The 23,354-nt window shown below is 53.7% G+C and carries 19 protein-coding genes; 17 read left to right on the top strand and 2 right to left on the bottom strand.

The window, feature by feature from the left end; all coding sequences use genetic code 11:
- Window positions 1-166 precede the first annotated feature (166 nt).
- From guaB to KTQ90_RS01690, 16 genes are all read left to right on the top strand, one after another.
- Window positions 167-1,645, top strand: coding sequence for an IMP dehydrogenase (gene guaB, locus KTQ90_RS01765; protein WP_022157265.1), 1,479 nt, complete (start codon window positions 167-169; stop codon window positions 1,643-1,645).
- 150 nt (window positions 1,646-1,795) lie between these two features.
- Window positions 1,796-3,220, top strand: a complete 1,425-nt coding sequence (locus KTQ90_RS01760; protein ID WP_217316996.1) for a peptidylprolyl isomerase — start codon at window positions 1,796-1,798, stop codon at window positions 3,218-3,220.
- A 60-nt stretch (window positions 3,221-3,280) separates the two neighbouring features.
- Window positions 3,281-4,714, top strand: coding sequence for a peptidylprolyl isomerase (locus KTQ90_RS01755; protein ID WP_254360392.1), 1,434 nt, complete (start codon window positions 3,281-3,283; stop codon window positions 4,712-4,714).
- 55 nt (window positions 4,715-4,769) lie between these two features.
- Window positions 4,770-6,425 (top strand): OstA-like protein, encoded by a 1,656-nt coding sequence (locus KTQ90_RS01750; protein WP_217316995.1) that lies wholly within the window; start codon window positions 4,770-4,772, stop codon window positions 6,423-6,425.
- A 123-nt stretch (window positions 6,426-6,548) separates the two neighbouring features.
- Entirely contained in the window at window positions 6,549-6,923 is a 375-nt protein-coding gene (locus KTQ90_RS01745) for a hypothetical protein (protein WP_217316994.1), read from the top strand.
- Between the two features lie 48 nt (window positions 6,924-6,971).
- On the top strand, window positions 6,972-9,023 hold the full coding sequence (mutL, locus tag KTQ90_RS01740; protein ID WP_217316993.1) for a DNA mismatch repair endonuclease MutL: 2,052 nt from the start codon (window positions 6,972-6,974) through the stop codon (window positions 9,021-9,023).
- Between the two features lie 155 nt (window positions 9,024-9,178).
- The gene (locus tag KTQ90_RS01735; RefSeq protein WP_217316992.1) at window positions 9,179-10,333 is read left to right on the top strand and encodes an OmpA family protein; all 1,155 of its coding nucleotides are present in this window, start codon (window positions 9,179-9,181) and stop codon (window positions 10,331-10,333) included.
- Between the two features lie 270 nt (window positions 10,334-10,603).
- Window positions 10,604-12,430, top strand: coding sequence for a phosphoethanolamine transferase (locus KTQ90_RS01730; protein WP_217316991.1), 1,827 nt, complete (start codon window positions 10,604-10,606; stop codon window positions 12,428-12,430).
- 15 nt (window positions 12,431-12,445) lie between these two features.
- Window positions 12,446-13,486, top strand: a complete 1,041-nt coding sequence (locus KTQ90_RS01725; protein WP_254359369.1) for an acyltransferase family protein — start codon at window positions 12,446-12,448, stop codon at window positions 13,484-13,486.
- On the top strand, window positions 13,467-14,471 hold the full coding sequence (locus tag KTQ90_RS01720) for an acyltransferase family protein (RefSeq protein WP_217316990.1): 1,005 nt from the start codon (window positions 13,467-13,469) through the stop codon (window positions 14,469-14,471). Before KTQ90_RS01725 ends, KTQ90_RS01720 begins: the two co-directional genes overlap by 20 nt.
- 102 nt (window positions 14,472-14,573) lie before the next feature.
- Window positions 14,574-15,458: a decaprenyl-phosphate phosphoribosyltransferase gene (locus KTQ90_RS01715; protein WP_254359367.1), complete on the top strand. Its 885-nt coding sequence runs from the start codon at window positions 14,574-14,576 to the stop codon at window positions 15,456-15,458.
- 1 nt (window position 15,459) lies between these two features.
- Window positions 15,460-16,080, top strand: a complete 621-nt coding sequence (locus KTQ90_RS01710; protein WP_217316989.1) for an HAD-IB family hydrolase — start codon at window positions 15,460-15,462, stop codon at window positions 16,078-16,080.
- Between the two features lie 348 nt (window positions 16,081-16,428).
- Window positions 16,429-16,830 (top strand): GtrA family protein, encoded by a 402-nt coding sequence (locus KTQ90_RS01705; protein WP_217316988.1) that lies wholly within the window; start codon window positions 16,429-16,431, stop codon window positions 16,828-16,830.
- 90 nt (window positions 16,831-16,920) lie between these two features.
- Window positions 16,921-18,402 (top strand): DUF6080 domain-containing protein, encoded by a 1,482-nt coding sequence (locus KTQ90_RS01700; protein ID WP_217316987.1) that lies wholly within the window; start codon window positions 16,921-16,923, stop codon window positions 18,400-18,402.
- Between the two features lie 21 nt (window positions 18,403-18,423).
- Entirely contained in the window at window positions 18,424-19,743 is a 1,320-nt protein-coding gene (locus tag KTQ90_RS01695; RefSeq protein WP_217316986.1) for a DUF6080 domain-containing protein, read from the top strand.
- A 30-nt stretch (window positions 19,744-19,773) separates the two neighbouring features.
- Complete coding sequence (locus tag KTQ90_RS01690; RefSeq protein WP_217316985.1) at window positions 19,774-21,195, top strand: glycosyltransferase family 4 protein; 1,422 nt, start codon at window positions 19,774-19,776, stop codon at window positions 21,193-21,195.
- Between the two features lie 89 nt (window positions 21,196-21,284).
- Here the strand turns inward: KTQ90_RS01690 and KTQ90_RS01685 are convergent, their stop codons facing one another.
- Window positions 21,285-21,653, bottom strand: coding sequence for a hypothetical protein (locus KTQ90_RS01685; protein WP_217316984.1), 369 nt, complete (start codon window positions 21,651-21,653; stop codon window positions 21,285-21,287).
- Between the two features lie 73 nt (window positions 21,654-21,726).
- On the bottom strand, window positions 21,727-22,278 hold the full coding sequence (locus KTQ90_RS01680) for a DUF3332 domain-containing protein (RefSeq protein ID WP_217316983.1): 552 nt from the start codon (window positions 22,276-22,278) through the stop codon (window positions 21,727-21,729).
- 184 nt (window positions 22,279-22,462) lie between these two features.
- On the opposite strand from KTQ90_RS01680, the gene KTQ90_RS01675 reads away from it, so the two are divergent.
- Window positions 22,463-23,323, top strand: coding sequence for a T9SS type A sorting domain-containing protein (locus tag KTQ90_RS01675; RefSeq protein ID WP_217316982.1), 861 nt, complete (start codon window positions 22,463-22,465; stop codon window positions 23,321-23,323).
- The last annotated feature ends 31 nt before the right edge of the window (window positions 23,324-23,354 follow it).

The following is a 23,354-nucleotide window of genomic DNA, read 5'->3' as shown; positions in this document are numbered from 1 at the left end:
TTGGTGCAGTTGAGACAACTGCACCCCCTAACTAACCACACCCCTAACCAACACAACTCCGCTCAAATTCCGTTAATTAGCATTAACGCAGAAAATAAATCGTGTTTAATTTTTCACGTATGGATTTTTATTGCTAAATTTGCACGCAATAAATTTTTTAAGTTATATGTCATCATTTGTTGCTGATAAAATTGTAATGGACGGACTCACATACGATGACGTCCTCCTTATTCCCGCTTATTCAGAGGTACTGCCCAAGACGGTAGAGTTGAAAACCAAGTTCTCGCGTAACATCTGCTTGAATGTGCCCTTTGTCACAGCAGCCATGGACACCGTAACGGAGTCGGCTATGGCTATTGCCATCGCACGCGAAGGCGGCATCGGTGTTATTCACAAGAACATGTCTATCGAAGACCAGGCGCGTCAGGTAGCCATCGTAAAGCGTGCCGAGAACGGCATGATCTACGATCCGGTGACAATTCGCCGTGGCAAGACCGTTAAGGACGCCTTGGATATGATGGCGGAGTATCACATCGGTGGTATACCGGTAGTGGACGAAGAGTGCCATCTCGTAGGCATCGTTACAAACCGCGACCTTCGCTTTGAGCGTCATCTCGACAAACTCATCGACGACGTGATGACACACGAGAACCTCGTGACTACACATATCAAGACCGACCTCGCAGCGGCCGCTGACATCCTCCAGTCGAACAAGATTGAGAAGTTGCCGGTTGTAGACAGCGAGAACCACCTCGTAGGTCTTATCACATACAAGGACATCACCAAGGCTAAGGACAAGCCGATGGCTTGCAAGGACGATAAGGGTCGTCTGCGCGTAGCAGCAGGTGTGGGCGTAACAGTAGACACACTCGACCGCATGAGCGCTCTCGTAGAGGCTGGCGCCGACGCTATCGTTATCGACACCGCTCACGGCCACTCTAAGTACGTTATCGAGAAGCTGCGCGAGGCAAAGGCTTCGTTCCCGAACGTAGACATCGTTGTAGGCAACGTGGCTACCGGCGAGGCTGCAAGAATGCTCGTTGAGAATGGTGCCGACGCCGTTAAGGTAGGCATCGGCCCGGGTTCAATCTGTACAACCCGCGTCGTAGCAGGTGTAGGTGTTCCGCAGCTCTCTGCAGTTTACGACGTTTACTCTGCACTCCAGGGCACTGGCGTTCCATTGATCGCCGACGGCGGTCTGCGCTACTCTGGCGACGTCGTGAAGGCTATCGCAGCAGGCGGCAGCTCAGTGATGATCGGTTCGCTCGTTGCAGGCACAGAGGAGAGCCCCGGCGACACAATCATCTTCAACGGACGTAAGTTCAAGAGCTATCGCGGCATGGGTTCGCTTGAGGCAATGGAGAACGGCTCTAAGGACCGCTACTTCCAGGCTGGCACAAAGGACGTGAAGAAGCTCGTGCCGGAAGGCATCGCCGGACGCGTACCTTACAAGGGAACCGTGCAGGAGGTGATCTACCAGCTCATCGGCGGTCTGCGCTCAGGTATGGGCTACTGCGGTGCTGGCACTATCGAGGCTATGCACAACGCTAAGTTCACACGCATCACAAACGCAGGTGTGCTCGAGAGCCACCCACACGACATCACAATTACAAGTGAGGCTCCGAACTACTCGCGCCCACAGTAATAAATATTGAACACTGAAAGAAAGCCCAACAACCACACGGCTTGAGGTGCGAAAGCATCTCCAGCCGTGTAGTTATTGGGTTTTCAAGCCAATTCAAATATACAAGAAACGTGGGGAGAAAGCCCCAATAAACAAACACCAAAAGAAAAAATGAAGGTAAAATCATTGTTGGTAGCACTGCTCGTGGCAGCAACCACAGCATCGGCACAGACAGCCGACCCAACTATCATGACTATAAACGGAAAGGCTGTGCCGCGCTCGGAGTTCGAATACTCGTACAACAAAAACAACTCTGAAACCGTTGTCGACAAGAAGAGCGTGGACGAATATATCGACCTGTTTGTGAACTACAAACTGAAGGTGATGGCAGCTGAAGAGGCTGGCATCGACACCACAAAGGCTTTCCGCGACGAGTTCCGCATGTACCGCGACCAGCAGATACGCCCTTCTTTCATCAACGACAACGACGTAGAGCGCGAGGCACGCACCATCTACGAAGACACACGCAAACGCATCGACGGGAACGGCGGACTGGTTCGCCCGCGCCACATACTCGTCTCACTGAAGCAGAACGCAACAAAGGCACAGAGCGACTCAGCACTCGTACGTGCCGACTCAATATACAACGCACTCATCAAGGGTGCCGATTTCGCTGAGCTTGCACAGCGCTGCTCAGACGACAAGGGTTCGGCACGCCGCGGCGGCGACCTCTCTTGGGTGCAGCGCGGATATATGGTGAAGGAGTTTGAGGACGCCATCTTCGCAATGAAGCCGGGCGAGATATCAAAGCCGATCCTCTCACCGTTCGGCTATCACATCATTAAGGTCGAAGCAAAGCAGAACTTCTTCCCCTACGATACGGTTCGCGCCGACATCCACCGCTTCATAGAAAGCCGCGGACTGCGCGAGCGAATCATCTCGCAGAACATCGACTCTATAGCAAAGCACTCCGTTCCGCAGTGCACACCGGAGGACATACTCAACCGTCGCGCCGACGAGATGGCGGCTGCCGACCCGGCTCTGAAGAACCTCATCCGCGAGTATCACGACGGACTGTTGCTCTACGAAATCTCTAACCGCACGGTGTGGGACAAGGCAGCGAAGGACGAGAAGGGTCTCGCAGCTTACTTCAAGAAGAATCGCAAGCGCTACAAGTGGGAACAGCCGCGCTTCAAGGGCATCGCCTACTGGGTGAAGCAGGATGGCGACGTAGAGGCTGTGAAGAAGTCGCTGAAGAACATTCCGTTCGAAAAATGGGCTGAGCGTCTGCGCAAGGAGTTCAACGACTCTACAATACGCATCAAGGTCGTAAAGGGCATCTTCCGCGAGGGCGACAACGCGCTCATTGACAAGGTGGTGTTTGCTAAGGACACTACTGTGGCTGACGTGAAAGACTTCCCCATCTCGGCTACATACGGCGAGAAGCTGAAGGCTCCGAAGACATACAACGACGTGCGCGAACTGGTTGTTGCCGACTATCAGGAGCAGCTCGAGAAGGCGTGGATTGAAGCTCTGCGCAAGCGCTACACGGTCGTAGTGAACAAGGATGTGCTCAGCACCGTTAACAAGCACTAATCGTCGGAGGGTGCTGGCGCGCCCTCTACACACTATACATATTATAATATATACATATACATGAGAAAACAACGCAACATTATAATGGCGACTTTCGCCGCTGCGGCTCTGCTTGTGGGCATCGGTGCGAACGCAGGCAGCTATGCCGGTTCGGACACAGAGCTTAAGCAGGACACGCTCAAGACCGAGGAGCGCGTGCCAGAGCACAGCATCGTAGACGAAGTGATATGGGTGGTAGGCGACCAGCCCATCCTCAAATCGGACGTGGAAATGATGAAACTCCAGGGCGAGATGGAGGGTATGACATGGAACGGCGACCCCGACTATATCATTCCTGAGCAGATTGCTGTGCAGAAGCTGTTCCTCCATCAGGCTGAAATCGACTCAATCAACGTTACTGAGGCTGAGATTTCGCAGAACATAGAGATGCAGATAAACCGCTGGATACAGCAGGCTGGTTCTAAGGAGAAGCTGGAGGAATACAAGAAGATGACTGTTACGCAGATGCGCCAGCAGCTGCACGACGACTTCCGCAACAACCAGCTCATACAGCAGATGCGCGAGAAACTCGTGAGCGACATCGCCGTTACGCCGGCTGACGTACGCAAATACTTCAACAACTTGCCAGAGGACAGCATTCCGCTCGTTCCAACTCAGGTAGAGGTGGAGATAATCACAAAGCAGCCGAAGATTTCGCAGGAGGAAATCAACCACGTGAAGAACGAGCTGCGCGAATATACCGACCGCATCACAAGCGGCGAGACTTCTTTCGGAACGCTCGCACGCCTCTACTCCGAAGACCCAGGCTCTGCACGTCAGGGCGGCGAGATGGACTACGTTGGTCGCGGTATGCTTGACCCAGCCTTCGCTGCGGTTGCGTTCAACCTCACCGACCCGAAGCGCGTGTCGAAGATTGTTGAGTCGGAGTATGGTTTCCACATCATACAGCTTATCGACAAGCGCGGCGACAAGATCAAGGTGCGCCACATCCTGCGCATCCCACGTGTATCGCCAGAGGCTACCGACTCGATGCGCGTGAAGCTCGACTCGCTCGCTACCGACATACGCGCCAACAAGCTCGCGTTCGAGGAGGCTGCTACATACATGTCTGACGACAAAGACACACGCAACAACCACGGTCTCATGTCGTTCAACAGTGAGGATGGCCGCACATCGAAGTTCCAGATGAAGGACCTGCCGACGGAAGTGGCTCGCAAAGTGGAGAACATGGAGGTCGGCGACGTGTCTGACGCGTTCACAATGGTGAACGAGAAGGGCAAGAACGTTGTGGCTATCGTGAAGCTGAAGAACCGCATACCGGCTCACCGCGCTACTATCAACGAAGACTTCCAGGTGCTGAAGAACGTAGTGCTTCAGAAGCAGCGCGCCGAGTTCCTGCACAATTGGGTGGTGAAGAAGATAAAGACCACCTATGTGCGTATGCAGGACCGCTACAAGAACTATAAGTACGAGTACGAAGGCTGGGTTAAATAAGGCTCTCAGGAAGGCTTAAGAACGCCTAAAAGGCTTAGAAAGGCTTAGAATAATAATGAAGAAAAGACAATCCCCAATAACGAACAACTGGCATAGAACCGCTCTCGCAGCAGTTCTATGCCTTTTTGGCTTCTGCCTGATATGGGCTTCTGCGGCGCCGAAGGGCAAGAGGAAGCGACCGAAGACCGACGAACGCGTGTATCTCGTCCACTCCGACGAGCTCGCCTACGACATGTACGGCGCGGTGCCCGACGCACAGATTCTGCGTGGAAAGGTACACTTCACGCATGCCGGATCACAGCTGTGGTGCGACAGCGCCTACTTCTTCCAGGAGGCAAACTCGGTAAAGGCGTTCGGACACGTGCACTTCAAGCAGGGCGATACGCTCTCACTCAAGTGCGATTATGCCGACTATATAGGTGCGGAGCAGATGATGCACGCACGCCGCAACGTGGTGCTTAAGCATCGCACGCAGACGCTCTACACAGACTCGCTCGACTACGACCGTCTGTACGACAACGCCTATTTCTTCGAGGGCGGCAAACTCATCGACGGCAAGGACGAGCTGGTGAGCGACTGGGGCGAGTACAACACCGCGACACGCAAGGCGGCGTTCTTCTACGACGTACACATGCGCAGCGGCGAGAACATCATCAACACCGACTCACTCCACTACGACACACGCACCCGCATCGCTCACGTTACGGGTCCGTCTACAATCAAGTCGAAGAGCACCGTCATCAACACTACCGACGCCTACACCAACAGCAAGACGAATATGTCGCAACTGTTCGGACGCTCTACCATCGTGGATGGCAAGAAAACAATCACCGGCGACTCGCTCTTCCACAACGACAAGCTGAAGCAGAACGAAGGATTCGGCAACGTGATATACACCGACACGGAGAACAAGAACGAACTGCGCTGCGACCATCTGTTCTACAACGAGACGACGGGCTACGGCTACGCTACGAAGCGCGCGCTGATGCTCGACTACTCGCAGAAGGACACACTCTACGTGCATGCCGACTCGCTGAAGCTCTACACGTTCAACATCAAGACCGACTCGGTTTACCGCAAAGTGCACGCCTTCAACCATGTGCGTGCCTACCGCGACGACGTGCAGGCTGTGTGCGACTCGCTCGTGTTCAGCTCGCAAGACTCGTGCATGACGATGTACCGCGACCCGATAGTGTGGAACCTCGGCAGACAGCTGCTGGGCGAGGTGATACATGTATACATGAACGACTCGACGGTGCGCAAGGCTGAGATTGTGGGGCAGGCGCTGTCTGTGGAGAAGTGCGACGAGAAGAACCACTTCAACCAGATTTCATCGAAACGCATGGACGCGTTCTTCACCGACGGAGCAATACGACGCGCCGAGGCAACGGGCAACGTGAAGTCGCTCTACTACAACGCCAACCAGAAGGACTCCGTGCTCTCAGAGCTCAACTATATGGAGACCGACACGCTACGCATGTACATGTCGGCTGAACGCAAGTTGCAGAAGATATGGGCGTCGAAGGCTGTAGGAACGATGTATCCTATCACGCAGATTCCACCAGAGAAGTACAAGCTGCCGGAGTTCGCATGGTTCGAGGAAATAAGACCGAAGGACAAGTACGATGTGTTCAACTGGCGAGGCAAGGCGGCTGGCACAGAACTGAAGGAGATGCTGCGAATAGAGGCGCCGCTGCAGAGGTTAGAATAACTATTATCTGCTCGGCTTTGCTGCATAATAAGACTTGTTTGCTGCTCGGCTTTACAACAAAATAAGACTTGTTTGCTGCTGCGGAGGCCAGAGACCTCCGCTACGGCAAACGTCAAAGCCGAAATGACATATCTCAACACCTCAACACCACAACACCTCACCATTCAACATCTCAACACCACAACATCTCACAACACCTCACCATCTCAACACCACAACATCTCAACATTCACAACACCACAACATTCAACATTCACAATGTACTTCTTCAACCGCCGCCCCCGCGGCTTCCACCATACATTCCGCTTCAGCAACGAGCAACGCGACCTTCTCAACAATCTGCGCCGTGGCGTACCGCCCGAAGAACTCGCAGAGCGTTCGATAAGAGAAGCCGAACCGCCGTCGCGTCGCCGTCAGAACGGACAAGTGCGGCTGCTGGGACTGCTTGTGATGATAGGTTTCCTGCTCTTAGCCATCATACTACTGATAGCGATGTAGCCGAGCCACATATATTAAAAGACACACCCTAAGAGAACAACTAACGACATGAACGATATTATACAACTTCTGCCCGATTCAGTGGCAAACCAGATAGCCGCAGGCGAGGTGATACAGCGCCCCGCAAGCGTGATAAAGGAGCTGGTGGAAAACTCCATCGACGCCGGCGCCACGCTCATCAACGTTGTATGCGTCGACTCCGGCCGCACGTCGATACAAGTGACCGACAACGGCAAGGGCATGTCGGAGACCGACGCACGCCTGTCGTTCGAACGTCACGCCACGTCGAAGATACGCCAAGCCGACGACCTCTTCAATCTGCACACGATGGGCTTCCGCGGCGAGGCGCTCGCGTCTATCGCCGCCGTAGCTCAAGTGGAACTGCGCACGCGACGACCAGACGACGACCTCGGCACGGCACTCACCATCGCCGGTTCGCGCTTCGTGTCACAAGAACCCGTGCAGTGCCCCGTAGGTTGCAACTTCACCATCAGCAACCTCTTCTACAACGTCCCCGTACGCCGCAAGTTCCTCAAGTCTAACACCACCGAACTCAACAATATCGTCACCGCATTCGAACGCATCGCACTCGTCTACCCCGACGTTGCCTTCACGCTCTACAACAACCAGACCGAGCTTTACAACCTGAAGGCAGGCGGATTGCGCCAGCGCATCGTCGACGTGATCGGAAAGAAGATAAACCAGCACCTGCTGCCGATAGACATCGACACCACGATGTGCAAGATAAGCGGATTCGTAGGCAAGCCCGAGTCGGCAAGAAAGAAGGGCGCACGCCAGTTCTTCTTCGTCAACGGACGCTACATGAAGCACCCCTACTTCCACAAAGCCATCATGACCGCCTACGAACGACTCGTACCCGAAGGCGAACAGATACCTTATTTCATATACTTCACAGTCAACCCGACGGACATCGACGTGAATATCCACCCCACGAAGACCGAGATTAAGTTCGAGAACGAGCAGACGGTGTGGCAGATTCTCACAGCAGCCGTGCGCGACGCCGTGGGTATGTTCAACGATGTGACGGCGATAGAGTTCGACACCGAAGGACAGCCCGACATTCCGGCACTCGGTGCAATGCCGCAGGCAGACATCAGCGCACCGAAAGTACAATACAACCCTGCGTACAACCCGTTCAACGAGCCGTCTGCGCAGCGCTCTTCCGCAGCACCCGACAATTGGGAGCAGCTCTACGAAGGCCTCAGCTCGGCACACTCGCGCCAGCAGTCAGCGCCGTCGCTCTTCGGCAACGATACGGGTGGCGTAATACAGTCGCGTTCTAACGTCGCAAACAAACCATTCGCCGACAACGGCATCGTTCTCTCGAAAGGTTTTTCAAAGCCGGACGGCTCCAGCTCGCAATCAGCAGGATTCGATGCCGATTCGCTTGATTTCAACGCAGACGCGAATACACAACCGGGTGGCACAGACGTGCAGTCGGCAGGATTCAACGCACTATCAGCAGACACAGACATGCTGTCAGCCTCAACCGAGCCGTCGCCGCTCGAAGAGAAGTCGCCCACTCACTATCAGTACAAGGGTCGCTACATCATGACATCCGTAAAGTCGGGTCTGATGATTATCGACCAGTACCGTGCCCACACTCGCATTCTCTACGAAGGCTACATCGAGCAGATGCAGAAGCGCCGTCCAAGTTTGCAGAAACCGCTCTTCCCCGACACCATTCACTTCTCGGCGTCTGACAAGGTTGTAGTGGAGGCAGTGATGCCCGAGCTGCAGAACATCGGCTTCGAACTCACTCCGAACGAAGAAGGCGACTACACGATAACGGCTGTGCCGAGCGGACTCGACGGACTCGACTACGTGGCTCTTGTGCAGGACCTCGTGGCGTCGGCTCGCGAAAAGACCACATCCGCCATCGACGACATCAACCACTCCATCGCTCTCGAACTGGCACGCAACGCAGCCGTCACATACGGTCAGGTGCTCACCAACGCAGAGATGGAAAATATCGTCAATAGCCTATTCGCTTGCTCCAATTTTAGCTACACTCCAGACGGCAAAAAGATACTCACAATGCTACGCCAGACCGACTTGGAACAGCTTTTCGGAGTATAATGCATACATAAATCAATAAAAATTAAGGTATTAGAACGTTTTTTTCAAAAAAAACAGTATTACTAATTGTTTTTTTATTAACTTTGCACAACTAATATAGGCAAAAAGTACTTACAATTACAACGAATATTAATTGATTGTTAAATATAAAAGCTATGAAAAAGTTATTAATTGCTTTGGCAATGTGTGGCTTATCAATGGGTGCAATGGCTCAGGAGACAACTGCTGATCCTACACTCAAGCACAGCGTTGCTACAAATTCATTCTGGAGTAATTGGTTTATTCAGGCTGGTGCAGACTGGAACGCATTCTATTCAAACCAGGAGCATGGTCAGGGCCTCGACCGCAGCCCGTTCAAGAAGTTCCGTGCAACTCCGGGCTTCTCAGTTGCTGTAGGTAAGTGGTTCACACCGGGTCTTGGTCTTCGCACTAAGTTCTCTGGCGTTTGGGGCCGCACAGTAATCGACGAGCACAAGCACGACAACAACCACTGGACACTCAACGAGAACGTTCTCTTCAACCTTAGCAACATGATCTATGGTTACAACGAGACACGCGTTTGGAACTTCGTTCCTTTCGTAGGTGCAGGTATCAGCCGTACATGCGACTACAACCGCTACGCAATGAACCTCTCTGCAGGTATCCTCAATACATTCCGCCTGAGCAAGCACGTAGGTCTCTACTTCGAGCTTGGCTGGAACTGGGCTGAGCCTGACTTCGACGGCAACGTAAACGGCGATCCGAACTTAAACAGCCGCGTATGGGATTCACACGACAACAAGCTCTACGCAGAGCTCGGTCTTCAGTTCAACCTCGGCAAGTCTACATGGAACAAGACTCCGGACGTAGACGCTATCAAGGCACTCTCTCAGTCACAGATCGACGCACTCAACGCACAGCTCAACGATGCTAACGCTGAGAACGCACGTCTGAAGAGCCTCCTCGCTGCAAAGAAGGATGAGCAGAATGCTAACGACGTTAAGGCTTACTACAACGCTCCGATGTCTGTATTCTTCAACCTCAACAAGTACAACATCGCTTCTCGCAAGGATCTCGTAAATGTTAAGAACCTCGCTGAGTACGCTAAGGAGAACAACTCTAACCTCGTAGTTACTGGCTATGCTGACAGCGCTACTGGTTCTGCTCCTTACAACCAGAAGCTTTCTGAGCGTCGTGCTGAGACAGTTGCTAACGAGCTCGTTAAGATGGGTGTTAGCCGCGACCAGATCACAACAGAGGGCAAGGGTGGTGTTAACGACCTCTCACCGGTTTCTTACAACCGCCGCGCTACTGTTAAGCTCGCTGACTAATCAGACGGCTTAAGAAGCAACAGATTCTATGCTACGAAGCAGAGAATTGATTGCAAAATAAAGCAATGACTTAATTGCAAGATATAGGGCATTCCCGAAAGGGAGTGCCCTTTTTTCGTATATCTGTGTGGGTAAGTTTTAACGTACACCGATATTTTTTAAAGACAATCAATTAATATATCAGAAAAGATGTGTAAATTTGCCTTATATTACTTTAATAGGTTGAAAACTATACATAAAAGGTTGAAAACTATACAACAGAAGATATAGATGAAATATTTGAAAACTATTGGTAAGGTGCTCGCTGCTGTGGCTGAGCCGCTGCGCCGCAATTGTGCGTTCGCCGTGTTCATGTATATGCTCGGCTGCATAACGGCGTGGGCAACGCTGCCCGACGCACGCGGAGCACACCTCTACGACAACCTCTACCTCGAACTGTTCCTCGACGTGTACGTGCTCACGCTGATTCTCACCGTGCTGCCACACAAGGTGATGATATGGGTGCGCGGCTTCTTCTATTTCGCACTCTACGCCACGGCAGTGGTTGACGTCTACTGCTTCGTGAAGTTCCAGTCGACGCTCACGCCTACCATGCTGCAGCTTGTAGGCGAGACCGACTCGCGCGAGTCGGGCGAGTTCCTGCGCTCATGCGTGTCGCCGGATGTATTGCTGAGCAATGTGGGATGGGTGTTGCTGCTCATGTTCGTGCATATCATCAGCGCACTGCAACTGCGCTTTCCCCACTTCATTCCACGCCGCTGGCGCGAACTAATCAAGTCGATATGGCTGCGCACCTGCGAACTGCTGCGCCGTGCACGCCCCGTGATAGGTACCGCCGTGCTTGCGCTACTCGTATGGTCGGTTTGCGCGAGTGCGCATAACAAGGTTGCCACGCACAAACTGATGTCGGGCACCACAATCGGCGAAGTTGAGCACACCCTCACCGAGAAAGACCACGCCGTGCTCTACCAACCGATATACCGACTCGTGTTCAGCATATACGCCAACACGCTCACGGCGAAGCAGATCGACCGACTTGTACGCACGGCAAGCAAAGTGCAGGTAGACTCCTGCTCGTTCCGCTCGCCTAACATCGTGCTCATCATAGGCGAGAGCTACAACCGCCACCACTCTTCGCAGTACGGCTACACGATGCCCACCACACCGCGTCAGCAGAAGCTCGAGCGTCAGGGCCGACTGGTGAAGTACACCGACGTAGTGTCACCGTGGAACCTCACGAGCTTCGTCTTCAAGCTGCTCTTCTCGATGTACAGCGTGGGCGACAAGGGCGAATGGTGCGACTATCCGCTCTTCCCCGAACTGTTCCGCAAGGCGGGCTACCACGTAACGTTCATCACCAACCAGTTCCTGCCGAAGGCTAAGGAGGCGGTGTACGACTTCAGTGGCGGCTTCTTCCTGAACAACCCGAAGCTGAGCGCGGCGCAGTTCGACACGCGCAACACGCAGCTGCACCGCTACGACGAGGACCTGCTGAAAGACTACGACGAGTTGCAGGGACAGAACACCGACCACAACCTCATAATATTCCATCTGCTGGGCCAGCACGTGCAGTATCGCCAGCGTTCGCCGAAGGAGCGCAAGCTCTTCCGCGGCGACGACTATAAGGAAATGAAGCCCAATCTGAACGCCCGCGAGCGTCAGACGCTTGCCGACTACGACAACGCTATTCTGTACAACGACTCGGTGGTGACAGAGATAGTGAAAAAGTTCGAGAACGAGGACGCTATAGTTATCTACGTGCCCGATCATGGCGAGGAGTGCTACGAGGGCGACATGCACTTCTTCTGCCGAATGCACTCGGCGAAGATAGATGCTCGACTGGCGCACGCCGAGTTCGACATTCCGATGTGGATATGGTGCTCGCGCAAGTATATAAAGAAGCGTCCTGAGGTATTCCGCCAGGTGGTGAACGCACGCAACCGACGCTTCATGACCGACGCTCTTGCGCACATGCTGCTCTATCTCGGTGGTATCCACGCCCGCGACTACAACGAACAGCTCAACCTGCTGTCGCCCGAGTACAACGAGAACCGCCCGAGAATACTAAAGAAAACTACGGATTACGACAAACTTTGAATTGAAGAATAAATAATGCTTACCCGCACAGAATGTTCCGCCATGCGCGGACTCGCCATAATAGGCATCTTCCTGCATAACTACTGTCACTGGCTCGGTTTCGCCGTAAAGGAAAACGAGTACACCTTCACCATGTCGAAGGCAAGCGATCTGATGCAGGCGCTCGCACACCCCGACCTCAACCTGCCCATCCACCTCGTGTCGTTCTTCGGCCATTACGGTGTGCCGGTGTTCCTCTTCCTCTCCGCCTACGGACTCGTCATGAAGTACGAAAAGCGCGGCGCACTCTCGCCGAAGCAGACCAACGTGGTGCCGTTCCTGAAGCATCACTACGTTAAGCTGTTCAAGATGATGATAGTGGGCTTCGTGGCGTTCACGATGGTTGACGCCATCACGCCCGGATCGCACAAGTATCACGTCATGGACATACTCGGACAGATGTTCATGTTCAACAACATGATGCCCGACCCCGACCATGTGATATGGCCCGGCCCCTACTGGTTCTTCGGACTGATGATGCAGCTCTATATAGTCTACCGCCTGCTGCTTTGGCGCAAGGGCGACGTCTACGCCCTACTGCTCATTGCGGTGTGCTGGGCTATGCAGGCGTTCTGCGACCCAGAGGGCGACACGCTCAACCGCGTACGCTACAACTTCATGGGCGGCGTGCTGCCGTTCTGCGCCGGACTGCTCTATGCTCGCCACGGCAAAAAACTGACACACGGCGTACGCATGACGCTCATGGTGATATCCGTCGTAGCAGTGTTCTTCTTCAGCTTCAACTTCCAGACATGGCTGTGGGCGCCGCTCTTCGTGTGCACCGCCTCAATCGGCATCGTAAAGCTACTGCCGAAAACCGTGAACGAGTGGATAGCGTGGGTAGGCACCATCTCTGCCGCACTTTTCGTGCTGCATCCGCTCACAAGAAAAATATTCATACCAATCTCTCGCCACGGCGATGTGTACACGGGTCTGCTGCTGTACATCGTGGCGTCGATAGCATTGGCATGGTTCTACCATAATTTCAAGCTACGCAATGAAGATACCAAGCATTGAGTTAGGAAACATATCGCGATTCCGCGCCGAACAGATGGGAGCCGCAATGCTCTTCGTCATTCTGTTCCATGTGGCGCTCGACCGCGGCGACCCGTTCTACGGACTGCGCCGCTGCGGCAACGTGGGGGTCGACATCTTCCTCTTCCTTAGTGGTGTGGGCCTGTGGTTCGCATGGACAAAGACGCCGTCGGTGAGCCATTTCTATCGCCGCCGACTCATCCGCATCCTGCCTACATGGCTCATCTGCTCCACGGCGTTCTACCTGCGCGACTATCTCGGAGCGCGCCGTTTCTCGAAGGACATCATCGACCTCATCGGCGACATCACCATCAACTGGGACTTCTGGCTGCACGACGAGCTAACGTTCTGGTACGTGCCTGCCATCATGGCGCTCTACCTCGTTGCGCCGTGGTATATGCGCCTCATCGAGCGCTACCCTACCTATCGTTGGCTGCCGATGCTGATGGTGGTGTGGTGCGTGATGGTGCAGTGGGTGCTGCCGATACATGCCGCCGTGGGTCATCTGGAGATATTCTGGAGTCGCGTGCCTATCTTCTTCATCGGCATCAACATGGGCGAGATGGTTCGCTCGCGCAAGCAGTTGCCGCCCGATGCGGTGTGGCTGTTGCTCGTTACGTTCCTCATGACGTTCGGCACGTGCCTATATCTTGAGCAGGTGCGCCACGGACACTTCCCGCTCTTCGTTGAGCGAATGCTCTACATACCGTTCACGGTGTGCTCCATACTGGTGATGAACCGCATCTTCCGCCGCACGCCCGAGTGGGTGAACCGCGCGTTCCGTCTTGTCGGAATGCTTAGTCTGGAGGCTTACCTCATACACATCCACTTCGTGCTCGTATACATACAGCCGATGGGCTTGGGCTATTGGGGAACGTTCGCCGCCACCGTTGCCATCACGCTGCCCGTAGCGTGGGTGCTGCATCAGGCAACGAGCTTCGCGCTGAATATCTTCAGCAAAAAGTAATGTCACCACCTCAACCCCTCACCACCTCAACAACATTTCTCACCATCTCAACACCTCAACCCCTCAACAACATTTCTCACCATCTCAACACCTCAACACATTATGATAAAGAATATTCTGCGCCTTACGCGCCCCAAGCAGTGGATAAAGAACTTCTTCGTCTTCATCCCGATGTTTTTCGGTGGCGAGCTCTTCGACCTCCACTCGATAGAACTCGTGACGCTCACATTCTTCGCCTACAGTTTCGTGGCGTCGTCCATTTACTGCTACAACGACATCGTGGACGTAGACGCCGACCGCAACCATCCTGTGAAGTGTCAGCGCCCGATAGCCTCAGGCGCGCTGTCCATACGCATGGGCTACACGCTTATGATAGTGATGTTCGTGCTCGGCATCGGCGTGGCGCTGACGCTGCCGCCCGAAGTGATGAGCAACGTTATGGCTGTCATCGTGTTCTACTACGTGCTCAACCTCGCCTACTGCTCTAAGCTGAAGCAGTATGCCATACTCGACGTGTGCATCGTGGCGTTCGGCTTCGTGCTACGCATCCTCGCCGGAGGCTTCGCCTGCGAGCTGCCGCTGAGCAACTGGATAGTCATCATGACCTTCCTGCTCACGCTCTTCATGTCGTTCGCCAAGCGCCGCGACGACGTGCTGCGCATGAACGAGACGGGCGAGGCGCCGCGCAAGAACACCGTGCGCTACAACCTCACGTTCATCAACCAAGCCATCACCATCACCGCCTCCGTCACACTCGTCTGCTACATCATGTACTGCGTCTCGCCGGAGGTTGTGGAGCGTTTCCAGACGCCTTACCTCTACCTCACGTTCGTCTTCGTGCTCATCGGTCTGCTGCGCTACATACAGATTGCGGTGGTCGACCAGAAGAGCGGCGACCCTACAAAGATCATCCTGCGCGACCACTTCTCGCAGATTGTCGTGGTGGCGTGGCTGCTCACGTTCCTGCTCATGATATACGTTATATAATATGAAACGACTCTACGTATTCGACTTCGACGGCACGCTGACGACGGCGGACACGCTGTTAGTGTTCATACGCTACGCCTGCGGCACGTGGCGGTTCGTCTGGGGATTCCTCGTGCACAGTCCGCTGCTGGTGCTGATGAAACTAAAGCTCTACCCCAACTACCGCGCCAAGCAGCGCATCTTCGCGTGGTTCTTCCGCGGCATGGAGGCTGAAACATTCGACGCACTGTGCCGCCGCTTCGCCGACGACAACGCCTGCCTGATAAGACCGAAGGCGAAGGCGCTGCTCTCGAAGCTCTTCGCCCAGGGCGAGAACGTGTGTGTGGTGAGCGCAAGCATCGACAACTGGGTGCGCCCGTTCTTTACGGAGATGGCGCGCGCGAGCCGGTCGGCGTTCTGTGTGCTCGGCACGCAGGTGGAGACTGACAAAGACGGACGCCTCACGGGGCGCTTCCTCTCCAACAACTGCTACGGAGCGGAGAAGGTGGAGCGACTCTGCAAGCAGCTGCCCGAACTCACGACGCACCGCTGCGACTACCACATCGAGGCGTTCGGCGACAGCAGGGGCGACCGCGAACTGCTCGCCTTCGCAGATAAAGCCCATTACAAGCCGTTCAGATAGAACGCTTTTTTTTGACTTTTTCGGCGGACGGCGAACGGAATCCGATTGGACGGCGGACGGAATCTGATCGGGCGGCGAACGCAATCCGATCGGACGGCGGACGGAATCCGATTGGACGGCGAACGGAATCTGATCGGACGGCGGACGGAGAACGATGACAAATACACAGTGTGTGTGCATCAAAACTATAGAAATGCGATTTATCCGTAGCGGAGGTCTCCGGCCTCCGCAGCACCAAGTTTGTAGAGTAAAAACCGTAAATGCTCATAACACATGAAATCATTATAATATATAGTTCGTGTGCGCAGAGAATCTGTTAACACCCATCCATATAAAAAAAAGAAAGATATGATAGACAGACAAAAACTTGGCGAAGTGATACGCTTTGGCATAGTGGGCGTGCTGGCAACGGCGTTGCAGTACGCCATCTACTGGCTGCTCATCAGCTGGCTCAACCCGAGCGTGGCGATGACCATCGGCTACGCCATCAGCTTCGTCTTCAACTTCGTGGCGTCCACGCGCTACACGTTCCGCGTGAAGGCGTCGGCTAAGCGCGGCGCAGGCTTCGCCTTCTCGCACGCCGTAAACTATGTGCTGCAGATGCTCACGCTTAATCTGTTCCTTTGGATAGGCGTGCCGAAGCAGTGGGCGCCGATTCCGATGTTCTGTATCTGCGTGCCCGTGAACTTCGTGCTCGTGAGATTCTTTTTAAAAAGCCCCTCCCAACCCTCCCCGTCGGGGAGGGCTTAGTTAGCAAAAGTTTACGCAAAGGCTTAAAGAGGCTTAGAAAGGCTTAGAAAGGCTTAAAAGAAAAGAAAGAAAACAGAAACAACAAACAATATGAATAGCGACTCCCTCCTCAGTGCGTTCCGCCTCTTCCGCGTGAAGCGCGAAGAACGCCCGTTGGCGACGGTGATGCTCTTGGTGTTCCTTGCCCTCGACGCCCTCGTCATCTGCAAGTACTACGACGTGTTCACACCGCAGAACGCCCACTACTGGCATCTGTTCATCTCGAAGTTCCACATCTCGGGTTTCGACCCCATCACGTACAGCGTGGTGAGCAACTGGACGGCGGGCTACAACGTCTACCGCCATCCGCTGCTGGCGTTCTTCATGTACGTGCCCTACCTCATCAACCAAGGACTGATGTGGCTCACGGGCATCAACTGCGCCATCTTCATCGTGTCGGCGATACTGCTGTTCGCGGCGTTCTACTCGATGATATTCCTCTACCGCATCTGCCGCGAGGTGGTGGGCGTGAGCCGCACCGACTCTACGCTGGCTACCGTCTTCTACTTCGGCTTCGCGTTCGTGATGCTCTCTACGATGGTGCCCGACCACTTCGTCATCTCGATGATGCTTCTGCTGCTGGCACTCTACGTGTCGGGCAAGCTGATACTGAAGAAGCAGCGGCTGAGCGGATGGCAGGCGGCGCTCTACTTCTTCGTGACGGCGGGCACATCGCTGAACAACGGACTGAAGATTTATCTCTCCGACCTCTTCGTGAACGGATGGCGCATCTTCCGACCGAAGTTCCTCTTCGGTTGCATTCTGCTGCCGGCGGCGCTCACATGGGGCGTGGCACGCTTGAGCTACGACTACATCGTCTGGCCGCGCGACGTGACGGCAAAAGCTGCACGCGAGAAGGCGAAAGCCGCGAAGGAGGCTAAGCGGAAGGCAGAGCAGGCTGAGCAGGCGCACCGCGACTCGATAGCGTTCGCTGCGTTCACCACCACACAGCAAGACTCTGCGCTGGCTGCCAAGGCTGAGCGCGACTCTGTAAACAAGGCGAAGGTGGCTGCGGCGAAGAAGAAAAAGCGCGTGCGCAAGAACGGCAAGCCGATAGCCAACGGCGAGTTCATCAGCTGGACCGACGTTACGACCTCGCGCTCAGAGTCGATAGTGGAAAATCTCTTCGGCGAGTCTATTCAGCTGCACCAGGACTATCTGTTGGGCGACGTGCTGAAGTCGCGCCCGATGATGGTACACTACCGCTATGCGTTCAACTATATCGTTGAGGGCATCATCGCTCTGCTCTTCGTGCTCGGCATCTGGGCAGGCAGACGGTCGCGCTTCTTCTGGCTCGCCATGTCTTATTTCGCTCTGGATATGGTGCTGCACGTGGGTCTGGGCTTCGGCATCAACGAGGTGTACATCATGTCAGCCCACTGGATATACATCATACCGATAGCCGTGGCGTTCCTGCTGAAGGCTACCGAGAAGCGCCGCAAGGCTCTCGCGCTGAAAGGGCTGATAGCCGCGCTGGCGGCATATCTGTGGATATGGAACGTGGCGCTCATCGTGCAGTATCTCTTCTTCTGACAACATATAGGAAAACATAACATGAAAATACTTCGCAAAGAGGAACGCCCCGTAGCCATAGTGGCGCTGATAGTGTTCGCCGCGCTCAACGCGCTGCTCATCGCCAATCATTGGCAGTCGTTCACACGTGGTGCGCACGTGGGCTTCTGGTCGGTGTTCTACAACCACCTGAACATGTCGGGCTACGACATCTTCTCGCTGATATTCATCTCCTGCATGCGTCTCCACTGGAACGCCCTACGCCACCCACTGTTCGTGGCGCTGCTGCTGCCGCTGTTCTGGCTGAACCATCAGATAATGCCGCCCACGGAGTTCAACGCCGCTGTGTTGCTCATGGGCGCGCTGCTCGTGGCTACCGACGTGTGGGGGGTTGTGCTCATGCACCGCTTGCTGCGCGACGTGGTGGAGGTGAACCGCATGGACGCGGCTTTCCTCACGGCTATGTTCTACGGCTTTGCGCATGTGATGATAGCCACGATGGTGCCCGACCACTTCGCGCTCTCGCTGCCGCTGCTGCTGCTCACGCTGCTCATAGCCGGACGCCGGCTGAAGGAGGGCAAGCCGATGAAGCTGTGGCAGAGCGCCCTGCTCTTCTTCCTCACGGCGGGCATGACGCTCACCAACGGCGTGAAGGTGGCGCTGGCGGCTTGGTTCGTAAACGGCAGAAAGGTGTTCTCGTGGCGCAGCATACTCTCGTTCGTGGTGCCGACGCTGCTGCTCGGCGCGGTTTATCTGTGGCAAAAGGAAGCCATCATTGCGCCGCAGGAGAGGAATATTAAGCGCATCGAGGCGGCGGTGGCAAAGAAAGACCCGGCGCGCATCGCGAAACTGAAAGAGCACGACGACTTCGTGAAGCAACAGAACGGCGAAGCGCTCACAAAGAGCGTGCCGCTGCTCGAATGGAGCGATATGACAACCAGCCGCTGGCAGTCGGCAGTGGACAATCTGTTCGGCGAGTCGCTGCAGCTCCACCGCGACTATCTGCTTGAGGACGTGCAGCAGACGCGCCCCGTGTTCGTAGAGTATCGCTCGGCGGTCAACTATATCGTAGAGGCTCTCGTCGTACTGCTTCTTGTTGCTGGCACATGGATAGCACGCCGCGAGAAGTTCTTCCTCATGGTGCTCGCGTGGTTCGCATTCGACATGCTCATGCACATGGGCTTCGGTTTCGGCCTCAACGAGGTGTACATCATGACGGCTCACTGGGCGTTCATCATCCCTATCGCCACCGGATACATACTGCGCCGCAAGAACAGCATGGCGGCAAGGGTGCTCGTTGCGGCACTCACGCTGTGGCTCTGGGCGTATAATGCAGTAATTGTTATTGATTATCTGTGTTGAAGTGGTGAGATGGTGAGATGGTGACATGAGATGTTGTGGTGGCGAGGTGGTGAAGTGGTGACATTACTATATCAAATCTCACCATCTCACCACAACAACATCCCAACACCTCATCTCAACATCTCACCACAACAACACCTCAACATCATATCTCAACATCTCAACACAACAACATCTCAACACCTCAACATCATATCTCAGCACCATATTTCCATGCGAACATTCCACCTCATAACCCACTTCTCGCTTGGCGGCGCCGAACGCGTAGCCGCCAACATCGCCGAGTCGCAGACCCACGGCATGGAGTATCATGTCGTAGAGATAATGCGCGGACGCACCGCTTACACACCGAAGTTCATCGGCGAACTCGAAAAGGCTGGCGTGCGCTGCCACCGCTCGTGGATGCCCGACGTGAGTTTCCACTTCCTCTTCGAGCGCATCGCCGCTTTGCTCTTTCCGCTGCGCATGCTCTACATCATGCTGCGCTGGCGCCCCGACGTGATACACACGCACACCGAGACGCCCGACCTGGCACTCTACGTCTTCAGTCGTGTTTTTCCGCGTATGCTACGCCGCGTGAAGATAGTGCGCACCATTCACAACACACGCCTTTGGACGGGTCTGCCCCGCACCGCCCAGTGGGTTGAGGCGTTCTTCAAGAGCCGCAACGCCAACATCGCCATCTCCGACTCGGTGCGCGACAGCTACGCCGAACGCTTCGGCGAAGTGGCGCCTATAATTAATAATGGTGTGGCGGAGGTTGAGCAGAAGGATTATTTCAACATCTCAACACCTCAGGGGGTGCACTTGTCTCAAGTGCACCAACAACACCTCAACACCTCAGGGGGTGCACTTGTCTCAAGTGCACCAACAACACCTCCGCTCGGCTTTTGCCGCTTGCCAGAGCAAGAACACCTCAACATCTTGTTCGCCGGTCGCCTTGAGCCTCAGAAGGGCGTAGTTGTGCTCTGCAATGTGCTGAAGATGCTTGCAGGCGACGCACGCTTCTTCTTTACCATAGCCGGCGACGGTTCGCAGCGCACACTCGTAGAGCAGACACTTGCGGAGATCGCCGCCGAAGGAAAGCCCCTCAACGCACAGCTCGTGCCCCCGATATTCGGACTCGCCGGCTACATGCAGTCGTTCGACTATCTGTTCATGCCGTCGGAGTTCGAGGGTCTCAGCATGCTCTCTATGGAAGCAAGCCTCAACCGCCTGCCCGTGATAGCCAATGCGTGCCCAGGACTCGCCGACACGCTCCCCGCCGACTGGTCTTTGCTTGCGCATGGCAACAATATCGACGACTACCGCCGTATCTTCGACCGGCTGCCCACCGCCGACCGCGACGCACTCACACAGCAAGCCTACGCTTTCGCCAAAGAACGCTTCTCGGTGCGCACGATGCAGGAGCGCTACGAGGCGTGGTATAAGGCGAAAAGAAGTATCTGCTGAAGCATGACTTACAGCAATAAGCAACAAAAAACGACATATCTCAGGGAGAAAGCCCTAAGATATGTCGTTTTTCTGTATATGTTCAGCGGCTACTTATACGAGACGTAAATCAACACGAGTATTGCAAACTTCACGATAACGCTGAACGTGAGTAGCTTCTGGCGCAACGTAAGGCACAGATACAATGTATATACGCCTAAAAAGAAGTCTATAGCCATGGCTACCAGCGTGTAAACAGACACGTGGAAGTGGTTCACGGCAACAGTTAAGAACGACAATGCCAGAAAGAAGTCGACACCGTTCATGAACTTTGTAACGCTCGAAGGCTTTGCGCCCTCACTATCCTCCGACTTGCCTTTCGCTAACGCACGCTTCGCCTTGAAGTCAACAATGAACAAAAGCGCCAGTAAAAGGACAAACACAACGAGCACAGAAGAAATGGTATTACAACTCTCCATCGCGCAATTTGAAACAGTCAGCAGCATATTCATAGAAAGGGTTTAAATGGTAAATATTTTTTATAAAACATTGTTATCGCTGTGCCCAGAAGCACGCGCCGGCTGCAGCCATGCGAACCTCATAGAGACCAGCAGCATCGGGTGTAACGGTGATAGAACGACCGTCCTGCAGATGCGCCTGGATAGTGCCGTCCTCGTTGATGCGGAAGAGCTCTTCAATCTTGCCCTTCTCCTCCTTGCTCCAAGAATTGGTCTTCTTGTCGTACTTGAACTTTATGACCTCACCATCAGGCGACTTGATCTTGTAGCCGTTGCGCAGAGTGGTCACGGCGTAGAGCTTGCCGTCCTTGCCCGTAATCTCCTGCGTTGTGCCTACGCGCTGTGCAACCGGATTGCTGCCGGTCCAGAACTCGATGGTGTTGAGCACGAGTACGTCAGCCACAGTACACACTGCGTATGCCGGCGAAATGAGGATAAAGATAAGCTCATTGAGGAACTTGTTGCCGGTTGCATCCTTGTTCCAACCAGCAAGCTTGTTGAACAGACTGAACGAACCAACACACGAACTTGTCAATAACGTAGCTGCGAGAAGCACAGCTGACACTTTAAGATGGCGGATTTTCATAATACAATGTTTTTTTAATATTATTAAAAGCGTGATAGCAATTCTATTACTAACATTTTCCGCAAAAATAGATAAAAAAACTGACAAATCAAAAAAAACCACAACAATTAGTTGCTTATTACACTTATCATTTATATTTTTGCAACATAAACGAACTTATTATTAACATTTAAACATTTTACCTATGAAACAAAAACTTATACGTAACATATTTGCACTGATTGCATTTACAATAATGCCAATGCTTGCTACCGCCCAAACATATTTCAAAGACGGTACGACATGGAAAACGAGATTGTGTGGAACTCAATCGGCAGACAATACAGTATACTACAACACGTATGCCAAGTTAAATGGTACGGAAACAGTTGACGGGCACCAAGCCTTGAAACTATTCTATTATGAAGAAACCAAACCTGAGCCCCAATTATATGCCTACATACGTACCGATGGCGATAAAGTGTACTTCAAGCCTGCTAACGCAGCAGAAGATACATGGTATCTGATGTACGATTTCGGACTAAAAGTAGGTGAAAGCTGCGAGGTATACAGCGCATGGAACATCGATAACTATCCCAATTTGAGAGAATCGCACATCACATGTCTGGACGTACAGAAAGACGAAAACAGTGGATTCGACAAAATGCTCGTGCAAGAAAGTTTGGAAGGTATCGACTGTGGAACTTTTGTCTGGTACAAAGGGCTGTCGTCAGACTTAGGTCTGCTATGGAACAATGGTTGTGGAGTAGACGGAATTGGAAGAAAATTGATGGAAGTATCTTACAATGGTGAAGTGATTTATTCTAACAATACGACAAGTGTTGAGAACGTGGCTACTGGTGGATTGAAAACATCTGTAAGCGGAAAGAACGTTACTGTAACCAATATAGGTAAGCCGGAAAGAGTGGAACTGTTTTCAGCAGATGGCAAACTTGTTAAAGAGTTGGTCGTAGAAAGAGGAGCCGCCAACATAATATTACCTACCAATGGTATATACATATTAAAAATAGGTGGACAGACAACGAAAATAGTTGCAGGGAATTAAACAACTGCTATTGAACAGCAAAAGGGCGTGC

Origin of the sequence: Leyella stercorea (assembly GCF_019052365.1) — a bacterium.
In the GTDB taxonomy this organism is placed as follows: domain Bacteria; phylum Bacteroidota; class Bacteroidia; order Bacteroidales; family Bacteroidaceae; genus Prevotella.
The sequence above is the reverse complement of the archived record's forward strand: the minus strand, read 5'-3'. Positions and strand labels throughout refer to the sequence as shown.